This window comes from Cobetia sp. 29-18-1, from assembly GCF_029846405.1.
GTDB classification, from domain to species: Bacteria; Pseudomonadota; Gammaproteobacteria; order Pseudomonadales; family Halomonadaceae; genus Cobetia; species Cobetia amphilecti.
Window position 1 is genome coordinate 163,001 of record NZ_JARWKS010000002.1, and the last position, 23,195, is coordinate 186,195.

Consider the following 23,195-nt stretch of genomic DNA (forward strand, 5'->3'; position numbering starts at 1 on the left):
CATCGGGGCGGGTCGCATTCTGTGGCGGCCCGACGCACGCTTGCAGGCGAGGCGAAAGTCACTGTCAGTCGGGAGTCGTGTGGATGACACGATTCAGGCGCCGAGAGCTCTCGGTTGGCCGACAAGGTGCGCAAGGTGCCGGCCACGCCGTGAGTCGCGTGGCCGGCTGTCATTCACTCGCCGCTTGCCTCATCACCGCTCAGCGGTGAGATGTGCTGAGCCAGCAGATGCTGAGCGCCCGGCGGCAGCCAGACCGGATCGAGTCGCGTGCAGGCGGTCTCGACACACAGGAAGCTGCGCGCATTCTCGACGCTGGTGTCGGCCGGCGGCGCGTCACCGGGATGCCAGACCACCGTGGAGTCAGAGCCCTGCTTGGCGATGCGCAGCTGACGCTTGCCGTCCTCGAGCACCTGAACCTGGCTGGTCTGGTAGATGCGGTCCAGCGGGCCGCGCACGCCCAGTTCGCCCTGCTGGTCGAAGCGCGAGAAGTCCTGGCTCTTGTCCAGGTAGCTGGCGCCGGCCAGACCAGTGACGCGACACTCGAAGGCATTCGCCACTGCGAAGTAGGTATGCAGCGCGCCGGTCATCTTGATCGGAGCCTCGCCACGGTTTTCCGTGATCAGCTCGACCTTGAGGAAGCGGCGGCTGGCAAAGATCACCACGCGCGGAGAGAGGGCGGCATGCAGCGCTGAGACCGGTGAGGCATGGATCTCGACGCCTTCCTCTTCCTCGTCCACCGCATCGATGCGCCAGTCGGCCTTGCGAGCGGGGCCGTGCAGTTCGCTTTCGCCCTCGGGGAACTCATCCGCGAACCAGGGCCAGCACAGCGGAATGCCGCCGCGAATGCTGCCCGGCAGGGCGGCGGGCGTTTCCGTCACCCACAGCCAGGGAGAGTCGCCCGTCGGCTGATAGTGCAGCACCTGAGCCCCCTGGTGGCAGACCACCAGCTCGCCCCACTCCTGGTTGAGGATCAACAGCGAGCGGCCCTGCCATTCGACAGTGCGTTGGCCAGCGGTGTCGGCGATCAGTGCGCGCAGACTTTCGGGGATCATCTCGAGCTACCTCGATGGTTCAGGAGGTTGCGATGCATCATGCCACCTCTTCATTGTGCAGAGCCTCGGCGGCGCCCAGCAGGCCGGTCCACGGCGCGGTCACCACCCAGGTGGGTATCGCGGCATTGTAACGGCTCAGACGATTCTTGTCGGTGAAGGCGTGGCGGAAATCGCTGCGTATCAGCAGATCCAGGTTGCGCGGCAGCACGCCACCACACAGATAGACCCCGCCGCGCGCCCCCAGCGTGAGTGCTGCATCGCCGGCGACCGCGCCAAGAATCTTCATGAAGCGCATCACGGCATCAAAGGCGAGGGCATTCTGCGGTTCATCGTGATGCAGGTGCTCATGCGCTGCCTGGCTGACGCTGGCCGCACTGTCGAGGGGAGTCGGCAGGCCGCGAAGCTCGCCCAGGGCCTGATAGATCTCGAGCATGCCCTGGCCACACAGCAGGCGCTCCACCGAGACGCGACCATGGCGACGGCGGAAGATGCCGAGCAGGCCATCCTCGATCTCGTCGGTGGGGGCGAAGCTTGCATGCCCCCCTTCGGTCGCGAGAGGAATCCAGTTGTGCGTGCCGCGCACCAGACCCGCGACACCCAGGCCGGTGCCGGGGCCGATCACCAGGCGTGGCGAGGCCGCATCGCCACTACCTTCGGTGAGCTCCTCACCGATGGCCAGACGTTCGCTGGCCTCGATGTGGGGCACGCCCAGCGCCATGGCGGTGAAATCATTCAGGCACTTGAAGCGCTCAAGCCTCAATGATTCGCGCACCTCGCGCTTGAGAAACGTCCAGTGATTGTTGGTCATGCTGACGCGTTCATCATGCACGGGGCAGGCGAAGGCCAGGCAGGCCTCGACGGGTTGCTCGGCCTCTGACAGGCCCAGCATCCGATAGTAGGCCTGGATGGCCTCCTCAAGCCCGGCATGCTCGGCGCAGGCGAGCGTCTGGATGTGCTGCAGGGTGTGGCTGCCCGGCTGGACGAGTGCCAGCCGGGCATTGGTGCCACCGATATCGCCTACCAGAGCAAGGCGATGGGAGGTGTCGCGGGTCATCGTCCGGCATCCTTCCTTTGCGTCAGTGCCTCAGGAGAGTGACAGGGTGCGCCCATCACATCAGGTCGTGGCCGCTGCCCGGCAGGTCGCCGTAGCCAGCAAAGCTGGAGGCGCCTTCCTCGGCACCGCCGACCAGTGAACGCATGCCGGAGAACAGCTCGCGGCCCAGGCCGTGATGATAGCTGTCGCGAGTGATGGTCTCGGCCTCGCGCTCGGCCCATTCGGCTTCATCGACCAGCGCTGTGAGGGTGCCGGCATTGGCATCCAGGCGGACCACGTCACCTTCGCGCAGGCGTGCCAGCGGGCCGCCGTCGAGCGCTTCCGGCGTCATGTGAATGGCGGCCGGGACCTTGCCCGAGGCGCCAGACATGCGGCCATCCGTCACCAGTGCGACCTTGAAGCCGCGGTCCTGCAGGATGCCGAGGTAGGGCGTCAGCTTGTGCAGTTCCGGCATGCCGTTGGCACGCGGGCCCTGGTAGCGCACCACGGCGACCATGTCCTGCTCCAGCTCACCGGCTTCGAAGGCGGCCTTCATCTCATCCTGGTCGCTGAACAGCTTCACCGGCGCTTCGACGAGACGATGCTCTTCCTTGACGGCAGAGACCTTGATCACGCCGCGGCCGAGGTTGCCGTCCAGCACGGTCAGGCCGCCTGTCGGGGCGAACGGGTTGGCCACCGGACGCAGCACATCCTCGTCGAGGCTGTCGGTGGGGCCGTCCTTCCAGACCAGCTTGCCGTTCTCGAGGAAGGGCTCGCGGACATAGCCGGCCAGGGTGCCGCCGTCCTGGGTGGGGATGTCGTGGAGCAGACCCGCCTTGAGCAGTTCACGGATCAGGAAGCTCATGCCGCCGGCCGCCTGGAAGTGATTGATGTCGGCCTGGCCGTTCGGGTAGATGCGCGTCAGGCTCGGCACCACCGCGGAAAGCTCGGTGAAGTCATCCCAGGTGATGGTCACGCCCGCTGCGCCGGCCATCGCGACCAGGTGCAGGGTGTGGTTGGTGGAGCCGCCGGAAGCCAGCAGGCCGACCATGGCATTGACGATGGCGCGGGCATCGATCTGGCGATAGAAGGGACGGTAGTCGCCGCCGACTTCACTGTTGCGGATGGTCTGCTCGGCGGCGTGACGCGTCAGGGCTTCGCGCAGCGGGGTGCCCGGATTGACGAAGGACGCGCCCGGCAGGTGCAGGCCCATCAGCTCGACCATCAGCTGGTTGGAGTTGGCGGTGCCATAGAAGGTGCAGGTGCCCGGGCTGTGGTAGGACGCGGACTCGGCTTCCAGCAGCGCATCGCGGCCGACCTTGCCTTCGGCGAACAACTGACGGACACGCGCCTTCTCGTTGTTGGGCAGGCCGGAGGGCATCGGGCCGGCCGGCACGAACAGCGTCGGCAGGTGGCCGAAGCGTGCGGCGGCGATGAACAGGCCCGGGACGATCTTGTCGCACACGCCGAGGAACAGGGCGCCATCGAACATGTTGTGCGACAGGCCGACAGCGGCGGCCATGGCGATCAGGTCGCGGGAGAACAGCGACAGCTCCATGCCCGGTTGACCCTGGGTCACGCCATCGCACATCGCGGGCACGCCGCCGGCGAACTGGGCGGTGGAGCCCATCGCCTGGACAGCTTCCTTGATGATGCGCGGGTAGTCCTCGAACGGTTGGTGGGCGGACAACATGTCGTTATATGACGAAATAATGCCCAGGTTGGCCGAGTTCATCAGCTTGAGACGATTCTTGTCGGTCTCGCCACAGGCGGCAAAGCCGTGCGCCAGGTTGCCACAGGAGAGCTCGGAGCGGTGTACACCGCGGCGCTGCTGGCTTTCCATCAACTGCTCATAGGCGGCGCGGCGTTCGCGGGAGCGGTCGATGATGCGCTGGGTCACGTGCTCTACGGTCTGGTTGACTGACATGCTCTTACCTCATGTATCAGGCGGCGCAGGGCGCCGAGGCTGGCGAAAGAAAGCGTTTCCCGCTGTGTGGGCGTGCTGCTATCCGGCGACGCTATCCAGTGGTGATGGCGGTGTAAAGCCTCTGGCCTCACTCGTGTCGCGTCGTTCGGTTGCCGGGGTAGCCTACAGTAGCGCGTCATGGCGCTCGAGAAACGGTTTTGTTCGGAATATTCGGTAAATTTAACAAAAAAACTGCTTGAAGACTGGACGACTTTCGGCCAAATTATGGGAAAAGCGTGTAGGATAATTTCACGGAACGCATTGCAGGCTTTCGTTCCTGGATCAGGTCTGGTCCTGCACCCGCCATACGCCACAGGAGTTGAATCATGACATTACGCGTCGCCATCAATGGTTTTGGTCGCATCGGTCGCAACGTGCTGCGTGCGCTGTATGAAGGTCAGTACAACGATCGTATCCAGGTCGTCGCTATCAATGATCTGGGTGATCCGAAGCTCAATGCTCACCTGCTGAGCCGCGATACCGTCCACGGCCGTTTCGCCGAGACTGTCTCGCACGACGAAGAGAATCTGTTCGTCGGTGACGACAAGATCCGCATCCTGGCCGAGCGTGACCCGGCCCAGCTGCCGTGGTCCAGCCTGGACATCGACCTGGTGATGGAATGCACCGGTCTGTTCACCAAGCGTGCTGCCGCTGCCAAGCACATCGAAGCCGGCGCCAAGCGTGTGCTGATCTCCGCGCCGAGCGGCGATGCCGATGCAACTGTCGTGTTCGGCGTCAACGAAGATGTGCTGAAGGCCGAGCATCAGGTCGTTTCCAACGCGTCATGCACCACCAACTGCCTGGCGCCGGTCGCCAAGGCGCTGAATGATGAAGTCGGCATCGAGAACGGCCTGATGACCACCATTCACGCCTACACCAACGATCAGAACCTGTCGGATGTCTACCACTCCGACCCGTACCGTGCCCGCAGCGCGACCCATTCCATGATCCCGACCAAGACCGGTGCCGCCGCGGCAGTGGGTCTGGTGCTGCCGGAACTGAACGGCAAGCTGGATGGTCTGGCGATCCGCGTGCCGGTCATCAACGTGTCGCTGGTCGATCTGACCTTCACCGCGTCGCGTGATACCTCCATCGAAGAGATCAACGCCATCGTGGCCAAGGCCGCCGAAGGCTCCAGCGTGCTGGCCGTCAACGAGCTGCCGCTGGTGTCCATCGACTTCAACCACGATGCACACTCTTCCACCTTCGACAGCAATCACACTCGCGTCAGCGAAGATCGCCTGGTCAAGGTCATGGCGTGGTACGACAACGAGTGGGGCTTCTCCAACCGTATGCTCGACACTGCGTTGGCAATGCAAGCCGCCAAGTAAGCACTTGGTGAGTCCCGCGCGGCCTTTGATCCCTCATCGATCAACCCAAAAGGCCGCGCGGGACAGCAAGAATTCGGGGGCCTGTCAGTCTGTTGGCAAGACAGGAGGGCAGGCTCCCAACAGGTGAGGACGAGTGGCCCGAGGATTCTCGCGTCGCGCTCAGGCTCCACGGACAAGGCAATGCCATTCGTCCCCTTTGAATCGGTGGTCGGTCAGGGTTGGCGCCAAGACCGGCTTCGATGCTGCTCGGAATGACATCGCGTCATCCATTTTTGAACCTCTCCCAATGGGAGAGGTTTTTTTTGCGCACCACGAAAGTGCGGGAGGTGCTCCAAGGCGCAAAGTGTCGTTGTCTTGCGTCAATGGCGTGACCTTATGGCAACTTTTCTGAGCACGATCGCGACAGAGTCGGGTCAGGTGGTGTGAAACGTGCACTGATACGTCGAGAAAGGTGGTCAACATGTCGTCATCGTAATTCACGGTCGAGTGAAATTAGCGAAACTGTGGCGGTGTGTTACACTTCGCACCTGTTGGCCTTGCGTCTATCAGTGAGCCAGGTCATGACAACGTCAAATCATGCAGGCGGCCCTATGGCCTGCGAGTGATCCATTGTTGTGCGCAATTCAGGGAAGGTATTGCCACACTGCCGCACACTCTCCGGCAGTTATCTCGACTTCCACAGCAGGCTGTCTCAGATGCACGATGCCATCCGCGAAGCTCATGAATTGATCGGTGCTACCTTGCGCGACCCGCGTACTCAGCGCGAGGGCAAGGTCGTGGGTATGGACCTGGGGCGTGAGCAGCCGGCGATCTATGTGCTATGGCAGGAAAGTGTCGCAGCGGAGCGCATCGGCATGGAGCCGGATGATTTTCGCGCGTTGCTCGAGCACCTGCGGGCGCGCCTGCCGGTCAAGGCGCCTTCCGCCCAGCAGGACAAGGACAGCAGGCAGTCGCGGCGTCACAAGCGCAAGGCCCCGCGCGCTACCGCCCAGCCGGCTGGCGAGGGCAACGACGGCCGCAGCGGCGCACCTGATGCCCCGTCCTCCGCGCTCATCGACGATGCCATGCCGCGTTCCGCGCAAGGCTAGATCTTTCCAGGCCAGCTCTGATCAAGTCAGCTCTGTTCAAGGCCAGCTCTGTTCAAGGTGAGCTCTCAAAAAAGCCCGAAGCTTATGCTTCGGGCTTTTTGCATCCATGAGGTTTTCCCTTCGGTGCCGCTTGCGTGATATTCGCCCACAACAATTGCGCCAGCGCTGCCGATAAGGGAGATAGTCAGACGCAAAGGCAAAGGTCGCCATCGTTCATATGCCGTCATCTGCCCGGATCTTCGCGCAACCAAGCGTTGGGGGTACTGCTGGCTGCCAGCGCCATGGATAGGGCATTCTTGAGCAAACCGCATGACAGAGAAGGGGTTTCACGTTGCCTGAATCATTCGCGGATAGTCGTTTGCTGCAGCATCATTATGCTGTCGTGGCAGATGTGTTGTTCACGCTCAGTGCTGATGGTCAGCGCCTGATTGCCATGAATGCAGCGGCGGAACACCTGCTGGGATATACGGTGCGGGATTTTCTCAAGCAGCCGGAGCTCTGGCTTTCGCTGGTGATCACCGCCGACCGGCAGCGGTTGAGTGACTTTCGCGCCTCGATGGGGCGGGTCGAGCGCACGACGTATCGCATGCGCGACCGCAGCGGGCAGATGTTGTTGCTCGAGGAATGTCTGTGGAGTTCCGGTGTGGGGCATCCGCTGTGTGGACGAGTGACGGATATCACGCAGCGTGACAAGGCCAATGAGCAGGAGCAGCAGCTGGCGCGTGCCTATCGTCTGATGATGGTGCGCAGCCGTGACCCGATGGCGATCCTGCTGCTCAAGGATGAGAGCCTGGTGATCAGTCATGCCAACCCGGCCTGGCATCTCTATCACGATGCGGCCTGTGCGCATTCCCGCCTCTCGCTTGAGCACCTCTACCTCCCTCATGTCCTGCGTAGCCTGGAGAGAGCCGAACCCTGGCAATGCGATATCAGCCTGTCGCTGCCGCGGGGGGAATCCAGGTTATCCGTGCAGATGGTCAGTCTGGGACGCTCACTCGCCGACGAGGGGCGTCAGGTGGCCGTGATGGCGCGCGACATCACCCAGGTACATCAACGTCTCGAGCATGTGATCGATCAACAGCAACGTCTGGCGCGGCGGGTGGATGAGACACCCGGCGCGCACTACGCGACCGCTGGTGAATGGCCGCCAGAGGAATTGGAGTATCTGTCGGCAGGCAGCGAGGCGCTCACCGGGCTTTCACATGACCTGCTGATGGCCAGCCCGGGTCTCTGGCAGGCCCGATTGGCGCCGGATGAGCTGACCATCTGTCAGCAGCGCTTTGATGAGGCCGTGCGGGAGCGCCATAGTCGTCTGAGTCTGTGTTACGCCTTCGTGCATGTGGATGGGCGCAAGCGCTATCTCCAGGATGACATGCAGCTGAGTTACTCGCCTGTGGGAGAGGTCACCGCCGTGCTCGGCAAGCTCAGTGATGTCACCCAGCGCGAAGCGCATCGGCGCCAATTGGACAACCTTGTCCAGCAGATGCGCGGCGTCGTCTTCCAGTGTCGCCTGAGTCGGGAGGGTGAGCTGCGTTATACCTACCTTTCGCCAGTTGCCTCGCAAGTGCTGGGGCTCGACCCGCAGGCCGTCATCGACGACCCCATGCTGCTGCTGGCGCGCATCGCGGGTCGCGAGCGTGAGCAGCTGCTCATGTCACTGCAGACCAGTGCCCGGCAGCAATCGCCCTGGGAGGCGGAGATACGCTATCAGCATCCGGATGGTCAGGAGCGCAGGCTGGCGTGTGTCGGGCTGCCGCAGGTGATCGACTCCCCCGAGGGCGGCGTGATCTGGCATGGCTATTGTGACGATGCCACCGCTCGATACCGTATCGAGGATGAGCTGCGCCAGAGCGAGGAGCGCTATCGCTTCATCCTCAACTCCGTCAGCGATCTGGTCAGCATCGAGGACTCCCACGGCATCTGTCAGTACATCAGCCCCTCGGTGGAAAAGCTCTGCGGTTATCGCCCGCAGGAGATCATCGGCCAGGAGATCAAGCAGCTGATCCATCCCGATGACATGCTGCGCATCGCGCAGGAGGTCCATCGTGCCGCCTGTCTCGGCGAAGTGTTTCGAGTCGACTTCAGGATTCAACACAAGGCTGGGCATACGCTGTGGTTCGAGTCGATCTCGACGCCCTCGATGGACCCCGCCACCGGGCGTTATCAGCGCGTGCTGTCGGTGTCGCGCAACATTCATGAGCGCAAGCTGGTCGAGCAGCGTCGCGAGCATGAAGCGATGACGGACGCCATGACCGGCGCCATGACCCGGGCCAGCTTCCTCGACACGCTCGACACCCTGCTGAGCTCGTCATCGCGGGAGCAGATGGCGTTGATCCTGTTTGATATCGACCACTTCAAGCGCGTCAATGACACTCACGGCCATGCGGCGGGCGATCAGGTGCTGATCAGTCTTGGTGAGGCGTGTCGTGCCCAGCTGCGGCGCGATGACTGCTTTGCGCGTCTGGGCGGCGAGGAGTTTGCCGTCCTGCTCACCGATGCCGGTACCGCCACCGGTGTCGGAATGGCCGAGCGCCTGCGACAGCAGATCGCGGCGCTGGAGGTGCGCTTCAAGTCGCTGATACTGCGCTGCACCATCAGCATGGGAGTGGCGACACCGCTGCCGGGGGAGACCCGGGATGGCTACCTGCACCGTGCCGATATGGCGCTCTACAGTGCCAAGCGCAGCGGTCGCGATCGGGTGGTGCTGGCATCGCAGTCCTTGAGCGAGGACAATTGAGCCAATACCGGTGATCAATCGGGCACACCTGCAGCCGGTGTCTCGGGTTGTGGATCGCGTCATGCAAGTGGATCACGTCATACAAGGAGTAGGCGATGCGAATGTTACGTGGCTGGTGCGCTGGCACCCTGTTGTTTGCACAGTCGGTATTTTCCGCCGGACAGGCCATGGCCGCCGAGGATGCACCGCTGGTCAATCGTCTCGAGGGGCCGCAGGTGGTCACGGAGACGGTGACCTATAGGGCCAATGGTGAGGAGCACGTAGGCCTGATCGCACGCGATGCCAAGGCGCAGGGGCGTCGACCCGGTATCCTGCTGGTGCATGAGTGGTGGGGCTTGAACAGCTACGCCCGCAAGCGCGCCGAACAATTGGCAGGGCTTGGCTACGTGGTCATGGCCGTCGACATGTATGGCGGTGGGCGCACGGCCGAGCATCCCAAGGAGGCCGGCGCCTTCTCCTCTGCGGTGATGAGCGACTGGCCGAAGGCGGAATCCAGCTTCAATTCGGCGCTGGCGGTGCTGCGCTCACGCCCGGAAGTCGATGGCGAGCGCATGGCGGCGATCGGCTACTGCTTCGGCGGTGCCGTGGTGCTCAACATGGCGCTGACCGGAGCGCCGCTCAAGGCGGTCGTCAGCTTCCATGGCAGCCCGTCGATTGCCGTGACGGAGCCCGAGCCGTTTGCCGGCCGGGTCGTGATCCAGAATGGCGCGGCAGATACGCTGGTGGCGCAGGAGGATCTCGACAAGCTGGTCGCGACCTTCCAGTCACTCGAGACGCGCACCACGCTGATCCAGTATCCGGGTGCCAAGCACGCCTTCACCAATCCGGAATCGGATGCCAAGGCGGCCAAGTACGATCTGCCGCTGGGCTATGACGCGGCCGCGGATTCGGCTTCCTGGCAGGTCATGCTCAACCTGTTCAATGAGGTCTTCAAGACACCGAAGAAGTCCGTCAAGACCTGAGTCGTCAAGACCTGAGCTGCAAGACCTGAGCCGTCGTCACCGGTGCTGAAGGTGATCGACATGAAAAAGCCCGCCCGGGAAGTTTCCGGGCGGGCTTTTTCATGGGACTTTTTCTAGCAGCTATTTCATGAGCCTGTTTCAAGGTCTCTGGCAGGAGGCCATGGCAAGGCGTTCAGCGATCGCTGAGCGTGCGCTTCAATCCAGCTCCTTGAGTGACAGCACCTGGTGCGCCAGACGAATCATGTCGGGGTCGCCGGTGTGTTTGCTCGAGACATCGGACAGCTTGATCACCGGCACCCACTCCTGGCCCTCGGGACGGGCTTCGGTCATCTTGATCACCATGTTCATCGGCTGCGGGCCGACATCATTGGTGAAGTTGGTGCCGATACCGAACGACATGCCGATACGTCCGGCGCAATAGCGCACGATGCGATCGACCTTGTCGGTGTCCAGACCATCGGAGAACACGATGGTCTTGGTCTTGGGGTCGATGCCCAGTGACTCATAGTGACGGATGGTGGTCTCGGCGAAGTCGATGGGGTCACCACTGTCGTGGCGCACGCCGTCAAACAGCTTGGCGAACTTCTTGTCGAAGCTCTTGAAGAAGGCCTGGCTGGTGAAGGTGTCAGACAGGGCGATCCCCAGGTCACCGCGATAGACCTTGACCCAGTTCTCCAGCGCCAGGATGTTGGCCATCTTGAAGCCGAAGCGCGCGGCATGAAACATGAACCACTCATGGGCGTGCGTGCCGATCGGCTTGATGCCGTGGCGCTGTGCCATGTGCACGTTGCTGGTGCCGATGAAGCAGCCGCGGCCGTGGTCCTTGAGACCCGCGACCACCTTGTCGTGCACATCGTAGGAGTGACGACGACGAGTGCCGAATTCCGCCACGCGGATGCCGAGACGCTTGTAGTGCTCGATCTTGGCCAGGGTGCTGTCGCGCAGGGCCTGATCGCTGTCGCGTTGATCTCCGCCCAGCTGATACCAGAGCTCGCTGATCATCGCCATCAGCGGGACTTCCCACAGGATGGTGCGATACCAGTAGCCTTCGATATGCACCTCCAGCTCATCACCGGTCTGGGTGATGGTGATTTCGGAGGGATCGAAGCGGAAGCCCGCCAGGAAGTCGCGGTAGGTCGGGTCCAGGAAGGGGCAGTGAAGCTCGAGGAAGGATTTCTCTTCCACGCTCAATGCCAGTTCGGCCATGTTGTCTACCGCGATGCGCAAGGCCTCGCCGAACCCCGGCGGGAACGAATGCTCGCCACGGTTGATGAAGGCGTAGCGAGCGCGCGCATACGGAAACAGTTTCACCACGGCGTTCTGCATGGTGAACTTGTAGAAATCATTATCGAGAATCGAGTACAACATCGAGGCTCGCTCAGTATCAAGGCGGCTCGGGGGAACCGGAATCGCTGGCAGGGCAGACGCTGCGAGAGGCAGGCATGCCCCGCTGGCACGGGGAAGCAATGTCGACGCATTATCCGTGCAGGCGCGCTGCACGTTCAAGCCGGAGTGCCTAGGCGCTGGTCAGGCGCTGGTCAGGTGCTGAATGCCATTATGCCGAACATGGTCAGCATCATGCCGCCGAACATCAGCAGGCCGGCCAGCGATAGGGCGATCAGCAGGTAGCCGAGAATCAGTCCGGCCAGGGCCCAGCTGTCACCGGCTTCGCCACTGCGGCGGATCTGGCTGCGCGCAATGTGGCCACACACGACGCCGCCGAGTGCCGCAGGCGCGAGCAGGCAGCCGAGCACGCTCAGGGCAAAGGCGGCCACTGCCATGAGATTCGTGCTGGCGTGGGTGTCCTGCGCGGGCGGGGTCGGCGCATAAGGCCCTTGAGAGGGCCCTTGCGAGGACTCTTGAGCGCGCCCCTGGGGCTGTGAGCCGCTCGTGGACGTATCGTCGGGCGGCGTGGGAGTCTCTGTCATGTGGGTCTCGTTGTCCTGCATCATGACGACACACTAGCATGTCCTGGGTTGTGCGGCATGTCTGCACCAGTGGTAGGCATGGCAAGACTATGAGGAGAGTACGGTGACAGGGCAATGGCAGGCAGAGGATGAGGCTGCGACAGGGTCGGCGGCTCAGGCGGCGACAGGGTCGGCAACAGGCCAGCAGCAGGCTGCGAGCGCCGCAGGTACCGCAGAGAAACAGGGCTGGCGCCTGGAGGTGCTGGATTCCCTCGACGCCCTCACCGCCAGTGAATGGAATGCGCTGGCAGGCGATGACTATCCCTTCCTGCAACATGCCTATCTGAGCGCGCTGGAAAGCTGCGGTGCGGCCAGCGCCGGCAGTGGTTGGCATCCTGCCCATCTGGTAGTGCGCGACGCCGACGGCCGCTTGCTGGCGGGGCTGCTGCGCTATCTCAAGCTGCACTCGCGTGGCGAATATGTGTTCGACCAGCAGTGGGCGGAGGCCCTGGAGCAGGCGGGTGGGCGCTATTATCCCAAGCAGTTGACTGCCGTGCCGTTCACTCCCAGCGATGGCCCACGCCTTGTCACCTCGCCACAGTTGGCGTCGCCCGCAGCCCGGCGTGCCTTGCTTGAGTGGTTATGGCCGCATCTCAAGGCTGGCATCGCACCCGCGGCTGAGCCGGGTAGCGCGCTACGTCGTTATGAGCACAGCGGGTTTCATCTGCTGTTTGTCTCGGCAGAGGAGCGGCAAGACTGGCAGGCGGCGATTCCGGAGCTGATTTCGCGTCCCGGGATGCAATATCACTGGCAGTCACGCGGCGAGCCGGACTTTGCCACCTGGCTTGAGAGTCTGCGTTCCAAACGGCGCAAGGAGATCCGGCGCGAGCGGCGCAAGGTCGCCGAGCAAGGCTTCACGCTGGCCAGGCTCGAGGGAGCGCAGATTGGCTCTGACGATATCGAGGCCTTCTACCGCTGCTACTGCATGACCTATCTCGAGCGCGGCCAGCGCCCTTATCTGCCGCTCGATTTCTTCCAGCAGCTCAGGCGCAGCATGCCCGAGCGATTGCTGCTGGTGCAGGCGCGAGATGAGCAGGGCGCGCCGGTGGCGGCAGCCTTGTGTCTGATCGGCAGTGATTGCCTGTATGGTCGTTGGTGGGGCAGCGAAGTCCATGCCGACTGTCTGCACTTCGAGGTCTGCTATTACCAGGGGCTCGAATTCTGCCTGCAGCGAGGGCTCAAGCGCTTCGATCCCGGCACCCAGGGTGAGCACAAGATCAGTCGCGGTTTCGCGGCGTATGCCACCGGGTCGCTGCATTGGCTGATGCATCCCGGGCTTCAGGAGGCGGTGGCAGAGGCGGTCGAGGAGGAGGCACGTTGGCTCAGCAAGGCGCGTCAGCAGGTGACGGCAATGCTGCCCTACCGGGAGGCCGCGCCTCAGACAGCGCAGGAGTGATGACCCTCAGCCTTCTTCACTGTCATCCGCTATCCGCTGGCGGATTCTCCCGCGGAGTCAGAGGCAAGAAAGATTGCGAATAGAGCACTACACTGAGTTATATATGAATGCTCTAATCCAGAGGCGCCCATGCTGATCAAGGACTGCGATTCACGGGAATACGACCTGCTGGTGCTCGAGGTGCTGGCGCAGGATGCTGCGCTTGCCGCGCCCGAGCGCCACAAGGTGCTGGAGGCCCTGCGTGCGATACGTGCCCGTCAGGCGCGTCGCCGTGCGCTGGCAAGCCAGCTGGATGCCTTGTTGGGGACGCGGGATGATTGGGTCGTGCTGCATGATGTGCGGCTGGCGCAGGCAGAGGGCGTGATCGAGATCGATCACCTGCTGATCAACAGCCTCATGCAGGTCTGGGTGCTGGATGCCTCCTGTTTTGATCTGACGCTCTCGATCACCCCCTTCGGTGAGCTGTTGGCCCATAGCGGACGAGTCGCGCAGGGCGGCGAGACACCCTCAGGCGAAGATGGCGTCATGGCGCATGCCGTGACGCCGTGTCCCTTGCAGGCGATCCCTGAGCGTAGCCGCGCCATCGTGCAATGGCTGGAGGCCTCCTCGTTGTTGCCTGTGCGCCTGGGGATGACCCTGCAGCCGCAATTGCGCTATCGCATCGTGGTGGCCGATGCGGCTCAGGTCAGCCGGCCGCCGGAAGATATCGTGGACAGTCGTGCGCTGCTGTCCTTCGCGCGCCTCAAGCGTCAGTGCCTGCAGGTGAGCGGCAAGACCGCTTACGTGACACGGCTGCGCAGTTTTACCCACCGCCTCGATCAGCGCCGCCTGCGCCAGCTGGGGCGCGCCATCGCCACCCAGCATGTGGCCCCCAACACGGATTGGGTGGCGGAGCTGGGCCTGGCCGCTGGCACGCGCGCGACGGATGGCGACGCTGCCACTCAGGTATCCCCGCTGGCCTATCTATGGCAACCGCCGCTATCGCCTGAAGAACTGGCGCGGGCCTCAGGCGATAGCGCTGCCATGGCGGCAGAGTCCGATGACATGGAAGGGGCGTCGGATGACACGACGCTGGCGGTCCAGCGTGGCGTGACATCTACGGCTGCCCTGAAACGGCAGTGCGGTTTTGGGGGCCGAGGGCTGCAGGCCGCGCATTGGCAGCCCGGGCACCAGGCTCTGGATCAGGATGGCCGAGAAGGCCCCGCTAGCCCGCAGGCGGCAGGCGAGCAGCCGGGTGCTGCGGCCGACAATCAGCAAGGCGCGTCTTCCGCCCAGTCGCAGGATGAGGAAGGCTTGCCGCGCTGTCAGGGCTGTCGGCGATGGCTTTCCACCCAGAGTGTCGACTTCTGTCGCCAGGCAGATCAGGCACGCGCGCTGGGCGGGCGCCTGCTCTGCAAACGCTGTCGCGACGCCTCATGCCAGTGAGGCAGCAGCACGGCGCTATCCTCAAGTTCAGGCTTTCAGCTTCGGGCTTCTGCCTCAGCCCTCTGTCCTAGCCCTTTATCCTCCCAGCCCTATGGCCCAGCACTTTGGCCCAGTCTGGCGTTCCAGGGCGTGGTGTGTGGCATGACGGGGCCCCAAGGCGTCAATTTTCTTTTCAACTTCTGATTGTTTTTCTCCAGTGCAATCAAGCCACTGCATCAACCAGGGCGTACAGATCAGTCGTTGCGATGTTTTTGATGTTGCAGTGCAACAAAGACTGTCTTATGCTGCGTTGCAGCGAGGATGGAACCTGGTCGATAGCACTATCTGACCGCGACGGCTCGATAGTGACGGCTTGATAATGATGGCTCGGTCACTACGGTGCACCAGCCCGGTTCAGTCCTGATAACCGAACGGAGCAACGCTCCGGTTCATTTCAGCGTGATGCCAATACCCTGGAGGGTGCCTACATGTTCAATGCCAACTTCGAGAAGTCCGCTCAGCAGTTCGACGATATGTTCCTGTCTCCGCTGCGTGCGTTCAGCGCCCTGAGCATCGATTACAGCGAGAAGCTGATCGGCGCACAGATGGAACTGACCAAGTCCTATGCTGATGCTTCCCTGACCCAGGCGCGTTCCATGCTCGAGATCAAGGACAGCGAAGGTCTGAAGAACTTCGTCAAGGAGCAGCAGGAAACCGTCAAGACTCTGGGCGAGAAGCTGCAGAACGACACCCAGAAAGTGGTCGAGCTGAACCAGGAATACGCCAAGAAAGGTCAGGAACTGGCAGAAAGCAACGCCAAGTCCGCCTCCGAGGCCATGCAGAAAGTCGCCAAGTAAGCGACTGCTGCCGACGCTCTCAGGCGAGCGTCCCCAACGCCCATCCGGTCTTCCGGGTGGGCGTTCGCGTGTCTGGGATATCGCTGAGCAGGTGGGGAGGCGCGCGACGCTAGCGGCGAGCGCTGCCTTGGGCCACAATGACCTGCCACGCCGCCGGTGATTGCCGGCGGCATTTATTCGATCAGTGACAGGTGATAGACATGGCACAGGCCACAGCGCGTCATATTCTCGTTTCCAGCGAAGAACAGTGTGCAGCTCTCAAGACCGAAATCGAGAACGGCCGCGATTTCGCTGATGCCGCTCGCGAGCACTCCTCCTGCCCGTCCGGCCGCAGTGGCGGCGACCTGGGTGCCTTCGGCCCGGGCATGATGGTCAAGGAATTCGACGAAGTCGTGTTCAGCGCCCCGATCAACACCGTGCAGGGCCCGGTGAAGACCCAGTTCGGTTATCACCTGCTGGAAGTCACCAGCCGCACGTGAGCCTTCTGTCACGCTCATGAGATGTCATGAGCGTGTGGCAGGATGTGACGAAAACGCCCCGACCATCACTGGTCGGGGCGTTTTTTGTGTCGCTCGGAATGTCAGCCTTCCTGTGCGTCAGGCACTTGGCTAGACCTCCTGATAGAGCTGGCTGCCTTCACGCTTGAACTTGTCGGCCTGCTCCTGCATGCCGGCCATCACGCTGTCGGCATCGCCGGTCAGACCATGCTCATTGGCGTAATCGCGCACTTCCTGGGTGATCTTCATCGAGCAGAACTTCGGCCCGCACATGGAGCAGAAGTGGGCGACCTTGGCCGAGTCCTTGGGCAGCGTCTCGTCGTGGAAGCTGCGCGCGGTGTCCGGGTCCAGGCCCAGATTGAACTGGTCTTCCCAGCGGAACTCGAAGCGTGCCTTGGAGAGCGCATTGTCACGGCGTTGCGCGCCCGGGTGGCCCTTGGCCAGATCGGCGGCATGCGCGGCGATCTTGTAGGTGATGATGCCGGTCTTGACGTCGTCCTTGTTGGGCAAGCCCAGGTGCTCCTTGGGGGTCACGTAGCAGAGCATGGCGCAGCCGAACCAGCCGATCATCGCGGCACCAATGCCGGAGGTGATGTGGTCGTAGCCCGGGGCGATGTCGGTGGTCAGCGGGCCGAGGGTGTAGAAGGGCGCCTCGTCACACTCGCTGAGCTGCTTGTCCATGTTCTCCTTGATCAGGTGCATCGGCACGTGACCCGGGCCCTCGATCATGACCTGGACATCGTGCTGCCAGGCGATCTTGGTCAGCTCGCCAAGCGTCTCGAGCTCACCGAACTGGGCGGCGTCATTGGCATCGGCCACCGAGCCCGGGCGCAGGCCATCGCCCAGTGACAGGCTGATGTCGTAGGCCTTGCAGATCTCGCAGATGTCCTCGAAGTGACGATAGAGGAAGCTTTCCTCGTGATGTGCCAGACACCACTTGGCCATGATCGAGCCGCCGCGCGAGACGATGCCGGTCACGCGGCTGGCGGTCAGCGGCACATAGCGCAGCAGGACGCCGGCGTGGATGGTGAAATAGTCGACGCCTTGCTCGGCCTGCTCGATCAGCGTGTCGCGGAAGATCTCCCAATCGAGGTTCTCGGCCACGCCATCGACCTTCTCCAGCGCCTGATAGATCGGCACCGTGCCGATGGGCACGGGAGAGTTGCGCAGAATCCATTCACGGGTCTCGTGGATGTTGGCGCCGGTCGAGAGGTCCATCACGGTGTCGGAACCCCAGCGGATCGCCCAGGTCATTTTGTCGACCTCTTCCTCGATGGAGGAGGTGACCGCCGAGTTGCCCAGGTTGCCGTTGACCTTCACCAGGAAGTTGCGGCCGATGATCATCGGCTCGCTTTCCGGGTGATTGATGTTGGCGGGAATGATGGCGCGGCCGCATGCGACTTCCTCACGCACGAATTCGGCGGTGATCTCGTCGGGCAGGTTGGCGCCGAAGCTGTGGCCCGGGTGCTGGTGGCCCAGAATGCTCTCGACGGATTCGCTGCCCTGATATTCCTCACGCAGCGCGATACGACGCTGATTCTCGCGAATCGCGATGTATTCCATCTCCGGGGTGATGATGCCCTGGCGCGCGTAGTGCAGCTGGGTGACATTCTTGCCCGGCAGGGCACGACGCGGGCGGTGGTCCAGCTCGAAGCGCAGGGACGACAGGCGCAGGTCGGCCTGGCGCACGCGACCATATTCACTGCTCAGCTGATTGAGCTGTTCGGTATCACCGCGTTCCTCGATCCACTTCTCGCGCAGCGGCGCCAGGCCCCGGCGGATGTCGATCTCGACCGCCGGATCGGTGTAGGGGCCGGAGGTATCGTAGACGACGATCGGCGGGTTCTCTTCCAGGCCGCTGGAGGTCTGGGTCGGCGAGCAGCCGATCTCGCGCATGGGCACGCGGATGTCCGGACGGGAGCCTTCGATATAGATCTTGCGCGAGCCGCTCAGCGGCGCGATGGCGGCGGCGTCGACTCGTGCTTCGCTGGCGAGATGGCGGCTGCCATCCTTGCGACCGGCGCGCGCGCGTGCCTTGGGGGCAGCCTCAGGCTGCGAGGCGAGCGGTGACTCGGCGGCGTTGGTGGCTTGCGGGTCTTGTGTCGTCGGGGCAGTGCTCATGCAGGTCTCCTCAAAGGGCGACGTCACGGCTGACGTCATCATGGGAAGACCGTGCGCAGGGAGAGGATGGTCGTCGCCGACTCCTTGCCAGCAGGTGGCCCGGGAGCGAGGCGGCCGCGCGCAGCGGCTGGCCATCAGCTTGATTCCTACGCCGGTCCTAACCGGTTCAGGTTCCACGGGACCCCTTGCTGGCAAGCTCGCGCGTCAGGGCGGCGAAGCATGCATGCAGGATCTCAGCCGGTTCCACCGGCACCCCGTCAAGCGTGTGCAGATTTCAATGCGAGGGTGTTGCCCGAAGCGTCAGGCTTGCCACGGGGAGCATTCTCGCATCCAGGCTCTGTTGGCCTGTCAGTCGTGCCATCCATGGGGATGGCGTCATCCCGAGCGGCTCATGGCGAGTGCCGGGACGTCAGTCTGTGATGACTCAAGCGCGATCGAGGCCCATCTGCCAGAAGTCGATCTCGAGTCGCGTGGCGTCCCGGAAGACATCGACCAGCTCACCCAGTCGGCGCTCCGAGACCTCCGAGAGGCGCGCATCCAGCCATTCGCGCTCGGCTTCGACGGCTTCCTTGAAGTCATCGCTTGAGTACATCGCGATCCAGTCCGCGTATGGGTTGTTCTCGATCTCGGTGGTGTCCTGATCGAGCAGCCACTCGGCGATCTCGCCGTAGCCGATCAGGCAGGGCGCGAGCGCCACGTGCAGATCGAGCAGGTCGCCGCGCTGGCCGCAATCGAGCACGTAACGGGTATAGGCCAGGGTGGCGCGGGATTCCGGCAGCTCGCTCAGGTCATCCTCGCTGATGCCCCACTCGCTGCAGTAGCCGATATGCAGATCGAGCTCGGTATTGAGGATGGTGTCGAGACTGGCCGTGGCCTGACGCAGCTCCGCGAGGGTGCGGCTCTTGTAGGCGGCCAGCGCCCAGGCACGCGCGAAGTGGATCAGGAACAGGTAGTCCTGCTGCAGGTAATGGCGGAAGGACTCCTCCGGCAGACGACCTTCGCCCAGCTGGCGAACGAAGTCGTGCTCGAGATAGTCACGCCATTCCTCGGCGCAGGCACTGGTCAGGTCGTTGAAACTAGGCATGACGCATCCCTCGGTGAGCGTGCTGACGACCCGTAATGGGGCGGCAGGTCTCTGGCGCAAGCGTGGCCAGTACCGGAACAGGAGCAGGGGAAAAGCGGGGGAGGTGCCGACAGTCACCGTGAGAAAGTGGTGACGATATCGAGTGGCATCGCTTCGCGCTTGATCCCTACGCCGGTACTAGCCGGATCAGGTTCGGCGGGATCGTCATTCACGCAAGGACGTTGCCTGCGCATGACATCTCAGCCGGTCTTACCGGCACCCCGTCAAGCTGTGACATGTGAGTCACGATGCAGCGAGTGTAACAGCCCTGCGGCGTAGAAGAAGGGCAGTGTGAGCAAAAATGCATACGACTTTGGGAGGCATGCCGAACCTGTGATGAGCCTCAAGCGGGCTTATTTATGGAAAGTCTCAAGCGGCAAGGTCGGCCATGAGTGCCGGCAGGTGGCGCGACAGTCGCGCAAGGTCACGCGGCTCATCGACATCCCAGCTGGTCGGCAGGCAAGCGGCCGTTCTCCCCGCCCGGGCCAGCAGCGCCAGAGTGTCCCGGCAGACATGGGCATGGCTCCAGTGGGGCAGCAGGAAGGCTTGCGGGCAGGGCGCCTTGAGGCCGATCAAGCCATAGCCACCATCGTCGGTGGGCTGCAGCACCGCGTCGTGAGTGCGCAGTCTGTGGGCTGCCTCGCGCAGCCGCTGGCTATCCAGCGCTGGCAGGTCGGAGCCCATCAGCAACACCGGCCCCTCGGGCAGATGTCGGGCCATGGCCCGGGACATTCGCTCACCGAGCTCCCCCTGCGGCTGTGCCTCGAAGGTGAGGTCGGCAGTGGCATCGACAACGCTTCGCAGCCGGGCTTCCAGCGCTGCCCGCAGAGCCGCCTGTTCAGGTGCCTGACTCGACGGCTCGGCAGAGGGCGTCAGCATCACCACGACCTTGCCGAGGCGCGCGGCGCAGGCGTGGTCAACGATATGGCTCAGCATCCGCGCATAGAGTCGAGCTGCGCCCTCGGGGCCGAGTGCGGGGATCAGGCGTGTCTTGCAGTGGCCGGCGATGGGCAGGCGACCGAAGATGATGAGAGTCGGGCGCACCTCTGACGCGGCATCAGCGGTGGGCAAGGTAGGCAACACCGCATCACGCATGTGGCATGCCGCGCTGCTCACAGGCCTGCGCCGCGGCGCGATAGCCGTAAAGGCGTGCCAGGCGTGCAGGGGAGACGCCACACCAGGCCGCCAGCCGCAGTCCCCACATCTTGACGATGGTGCGCCAGACGCCGTGGGTCTCCCAGCGTCGACCGCTGGTCGTGACACGCGCGGTCAGGTTCATTGGCGGGGTCAGATGCTTGAGATGGGCACTCAGCCAGATATCTTCCATCAGTGGCATGTCGGCAAAGCCGCCGATGGCCTCGAAGGTCGAGCGCTTCACGAACTGGGTCTGGTCGCCCGTGCTGATGCTGGTCAGCCGCGAGCGCAGATTCATCATGGCGGCGATCATCGGTAACCACGGCGACTCGCCCTTGATGCTGACATCGAAGCGGCCCCAGTCGCTGCGGCGATGCGTCGTGATGGCCTCCTTGAGCAATGCCAGCGCATTGTCGGGCAAGTCGGTATCGGCATGCAGAAACAGCAGCCATTCTCCGCGTGCACGCGCGGCTCCGGCATTCATCTGGCGTGCCCGGCCCGGCTCACTGCTCAGCACGGCATCACACAGCGGTCGGGCCAGTGAGGGGGTGCCATCCGTCGAGCCACCATCCACCACGATCACTTCACAGTCACCCCCCGCGCGCAGGCGACTCAGGGCAATCAGGGTTTGCACGATGCCGGCTGCCTCGTCATGCACCGGCATCACGATGCTCAGCCAGGGAGCGCGCGTCAGGTGCGTGCATGTGCTCGACAGGGAGTCCCGGCTGGCGGACGTCCGTGATGCTGGGGGTGGCTGCTGGTTCATGGCGGCAGGCTCCGACGATGGCGTATTCGTTGGATCATACGCAGGAGTTCGTAGGCTGGATGCACGGGCGAGATAGGCTCTATCAGCGCGTCATCGTTCAATAAACGCTTGGCGTCGACCCAGTGTCGCTCCATGGCCACACAATGCCTAGCTGGCCATTGGGTGCATGCGAGGGCACAGGACTACATTCCTGTAATTCGCAGGCGGGGCATGCAAGGCAGGTTTTCAGTATCTGTAGCAGGCAAGCGCTGCATTCATCGGCCCTATTTATAGGCCCTCTCCATAGGCCCTCTGCCAAGCAGCTCCTGGAAAGAGAGCCTGAAGAGAGTGCTTGGACAAGAGGGCTTGGAGAGAGCGCGTGAATAAGGGCCAGGGCCTCGATTATCAAAAGCCCGTTCTGCTGGAGGTCAGGCCATCAATCGAAGGTGAGGCGATAGAGGCCAGCCGCGCCGCTATCCGAGGTGAAGTACAGGCTGCCATCAGGGCCGAACAGAACATCGAGCGGGCGAATCCAGCGCTGACCGCTGCTGCTGTCCTGCAGGCCGGTCAGCACTGGCACCAGGCGTGCTTCAGTGTCTGGCGTCGCCAGCTTGAGGCCCAGCAGGCGAGGCTCACGGCGGCTGGCCGGGTCACCCGCGGCGTTGCCGGAGGGCGCCGTGCCCCAGCTGCCGTGGACTGCCACCACGACATCCATGTCTGCCGCCAATGGATGCTCTGGCGTTACCACCGCGATTCCCATCGGTGCACTGCGAGCGGGGATCTCGGCCAGCGGCGGCGCAATCTCGTCACGCTCACGCGGTGAATCGCTCGTGATGCAGTCATCCGCCTGCCAGCGGCCATCGACCCACTGATACCAGGGCATGCCATGGAAGCTGCCTTCGCGGGCAGCAACCACCAGTTCGCGGGGTTGCTCATAGCCCCAGTGGTCGGGGCCGTTGTTGGTAGCCAGCAGACGCGGCTCATCTTCCCTACCTGGCTGCCAGGCGAGGCCTACCGGGTTGCGTAGCCCGCTGGCCCAGGGCTGCCAGTGCGGCGCATCGCCGGATTCCTCAAGGCGCAGCACGCCGCCGCGGCGTTCACTGAAGGAGTAGCCCTGCTCGCTGCCTGCGAGGTATTGATTCGAGCAATTGCCCTGGATGCCCAGCGCCAGATAGAGGCCACCATCCGGCCCGAGACTCAAGGTGCGCGAGTTATGGCCACCGCCGCCGGGCAGGGCGATCAGCTCACGAAAGTCATCGCGGGTGAGAGACTCGCCGGGTGAATAGTCGGCGACCAGCAAGGCTGCAGTGGTCGCGACATAGAGCTTGTCACCACGCACCACCAGCGAGTGAGGGTAGCCCGACAGTTCGACCAGCGTCTTCACGGCAGGGAGGCTGCCGTCCGGCGTCAGCTGAGCGCGATAGACACGCTCGGCCCGCGAGCCGATCAGCAGTTCGCCAGCATCAGTGAGGTGCAGCATGCGTGGACTGTCGAGCGAGGCCAGCCGCTCGAGCGTGGCGCCCTCAGGCAGCTTGAGCGCAGGGGCATCACTGGGCACTTGCTGAGCGCTCACCAGCGACAGCGAGGAAGCGGCCTCTGTCTCTGCCTCTGCCTGGGCAGGCAGAGACAATGCGAGACAGGCCGCCGCGGCACTTGCGACCAGGCGTGTCGCCAGACTTGCCGGCAGGCGTGTCGATACTGCCCGGGGCAAGGAGGGGCGCCGGGGCGATGAGCTTGTGAGGTGAGCGGTGTGAGTCTCGATCGGCATCCTTGCCTCCTGTC

General features: G+C 63.4%; 18 protein-coding genes and 2 riboswitches. Of the genes, 8 read left to right on the forward strand and 10 right to left on the reverse strand.

Going from position 1 to position 23,195, the window contains the following annotated elements:
- Positions 1-173 precede the first annotated feature (173 nt).
- From QD208_RS02475 to edd, 3 genes are read right to left on the reverse strand one after another with little or no spacing between them, the layout of a single operon-like run.
- Positions 174-1,052 (reverse strand): D-hexose-6-phosphate mutarotase, encoded by an 879-nt coding sequence (locus QD208_RS02475; RefSeq protein WP_153636385.1) that lies wholly within the window; start codon positions 1,050-1,052, stop codon positions 174-176.
- Positions 1,053-1,089: 37 nt separating this feature from the next.
- Positions 1,090-2,106, reverse strand: a complete 1,017-nt coding sequence (gene glk, locus QD208_RS02480) for a glucokinase (RefSeq protein WP_153636384.1) — start codon at positions 2,104-2,106, stop codon at positions 1,090-1,092.
- A gap of 55 nt (positions 2,107-2,161) precedes the next feature.
- A complete protein-coding gene (gene edd, locus QD208_RS02485) occupies positions 2,162-4,012 on the reverse strand; it encodes a phosphogluconate dehydratase (RefSeq protein ID WP_054555569.1) in 1,851 nt (616 codons plus the stop codon).
- Positions 4,013-4,377: 365 nt separating this feature from the next.
- Here edd and gap point away from each other — a divergent pair, with 365 nt between their 5' ends.
- The 4 genes from gap to QD208_RS02505 all read left to right on the forward strand — a co-directional run bounded on the left by gap (position 4,378) and on the right by QD208_RS02505 (position 10,169).
- The gene (gene gap / locus QD208_RS02490; protein WP_043331416.1) at positions 4,378-5,382 is read left to right on the forward strand and encodes a type I glyceraldehyde-3-phosphate dehydrogenase; all 1,005 of its coding nucleotides are present in this window, start codon (positions 4,378-4,380) and stop codon (positions 5,380-5,382) included.
- 695 nt (positions 5,383-6,077) lie between these two features.
- On the forward strand, positions 6,078-6,470 hold the full coding sequence (locus tag QD208_RS02495) for a hypothetical protein (RefSeq protein WP_225347129.1): 393 nt from the start codon (positions 6,078-6,080) through the stop codon (positions 6,468-6,470).
- Between the two features lie 331 nt (positions 6,471-6,801).
- Complete coding sequence (locus QD208_RS02500) at positions 6,802-9,207, forward strand: PAS domain-containing protein (RefSeq protein WP_279835512.1); 2,406 nt, start codon at positions 6,802-6,804, stop codon at positions 9,205-9,207.
- Positions 9,208-9,302: 95 nt separating this feature from the next.
- Positions 9,303-10,169 carry a dienelactone hydrolase family protein gene (locus QD208_RS02505; RefSeq protein WP_225347127.1) on the forward strand — a complete coding sequence of 289 codons (867 nt, stop codon included), beginning with the start codon at positions 9,303-9,305 and terminating at the stop codon, positions 10,167-10,169.
- A gap of 195 nt (positions 10,170-10,364) precedes the next feature.
- Here QD208_RS02505 and pncB read toward each other — a convergent pair whose 3' ends face one another.
- Both pncB and QD208_RS02515 read right to left on the reverse strand, forming a co-directional pair.
- The gene (gene pncB, locus QD208_RS02510; RefSeq protein WP_043331412.1) at positions 10,365-11,537 is read right to left on the reverse strand and encodes a nicotinate phosphoribosyltransferase; all 1,173 of its coding nucleotides are present in this window, start codon (positions 11,535-11,537) and stop codon (positions 10,365-10,367) included.
- A gap of 170 nt (positions 11,538-11,707) precedes the next feature.
- Positions 11,708-12,097: a DUF4190 domain-containing protein gene (locus tag QD208_RS02515; protein WP_225347126.1), complete on the reverse strand. Its 390-nt coding sequence runs from the start codon at positions 12,095-12,097 to the stop codon at positions 11,708-11,710.
- Between the two features lie 103 nt (positions 12,098-12,200).
- On the opposite strand from QD208_RS02515, the gene QD208_RS02520 reads away from it, so the two are divergent.
- The 4 genes from QD208_RS02520 (at position 12,201) to QD208_RS02535 (ending at position 16,272) form a co-directional block, all read left to right on the forward strand.
- Positions 12,201-13,532: a GNAT family N-acetyltransferase gene (locus tag QD208_RS02520; protein ID WP_225347125.1), complete on the forward strand. Its 1,332-nt coding sequence runs from the start codon at positions 12,201-12,203 to the stop codon at positions 13,530-13,532.
- A gap of 129 nt (positions 13,533-13,661) precedes the next feature.
- On the forward strand, positions 13,662-14,957 hold the full coding sequence (locus QD208_RS02525; RefSeq protein WP_225347124.1) for a nuclease-related domain-containing protein: 1,296 nt from the start codon (positions 13,662-13,664) through the stop codon (positions 14,955-14,957).
- A gap of 467 nt (positions 14,958-15,424) precedes the next feature.
- A complete protein-coding gene (locus QD208_RS02530) occupies positions 15,425-15,793 on the forward strand; it encodes a phasin family protein (RefSeq protein WP_043331409.1) in 369 nt (122 codons plus the stop codon).
- Between the two features lie 200 nt (positions 15,794-15,993).
- The gene (locus tag QD208_RS02535; protein WP_043331408.1) at positions 15,994-16,272 is read left to right on the forward strand and encodes a peptidylprolyl isomerase; all 279 of its coding nucleotides are present in this window, start codon (positions 15,994-15,996) and stop codon (positions 16,270-16,272) included.
- Between the two features lie 129 nt (positions 16,273-16,401).
- Here the strand turns inward: QD208_RS02535 and thiC are convergent, their stop codons facing one another.
- The 5 genes from thiC to QD208_RS02560 form a co-directional block, all read right to left on the reverse strand.
- On the reverse strand, positions 16,402-18,411 hold the full coding sequence (thiC, locus tag QD208_RS02540) for a phosphomethylpyrimidine synthase ThiC (protein WP_225347123.1): 2,010 nt from the start codon (positions 18,409-18,411) through the stop codon (positions 16,402-16,404).
- Between the two features lie 126 nt (positions 18,412-18,537).
- A riboswitch (TPP riboswitch) is annotated at positions 18,538-18,678 on the reverse strand.
- Positions 18,679-18,835: 157 nt separating this feature from the next.
- The gene (tenA, locus tag QD208_RS02545) at positions 18,836-19,495 is read right to left on the reverse strand and encodes a thiaminase II (protein ID WP_043331406.1); all 660 of its coding nucleotides are present in this window, start codon (positions 19,493-19,495) and stop codon (positions 18,836-18,838) included.
- A gap of 146 nt (positions 19,496-19,641) precedes the next feature.
- Positions 19,642-19,768: riboswitch (TPP riboswitch) on the reverse strand.
- Positions 19,769-19,903: 135 nt separating this feature from the next.
- Positions 19,904-20,629 carry a TIGR04282 family arsenosugar biosynthesis glycosyltransferase gene (locus tag QD208_RS02550; RefSeq protein ID WP_225347122.1) on the reverse strand — a complete coding sequence of 242 codons (726 nt, stop codon included), beginning with the start codon at positions 20,627-20,629 and terminating at the stop codon, positions 19,904-19,906.
- Positions 20,622-21,332: a TIGR04283 family arsenosugar biosynthesis glycosyltransferase gene (locus QD208_RS02555; RefSeq protein WP_225347121.1), complete on the reverse strand. Its 711-nt coding sequence runs from the start codon at positions 21,330-21,332 to the stop codon at positions 20,622-20,624. The genes QD208_RS02550 and QD208_RS02555 overlap by 8 nt, the downstream gene beginning before the upstream one ends.
- 517 nt (positions 21,333-21,849) lie before the next feature.
- Positions 21,850-23,181, reverse strand: a complete 1,332-nt coding sequence (locus QD208_RS02560; protein WP_225347120.1) for a PQQ-dependent sugar dehydrogenase — start codon at positions 23,179-23,181, stop codon at positions 21,850-21,852.
- Positions 23,182-23,195 lie beyond the last annotated feature (14 nt).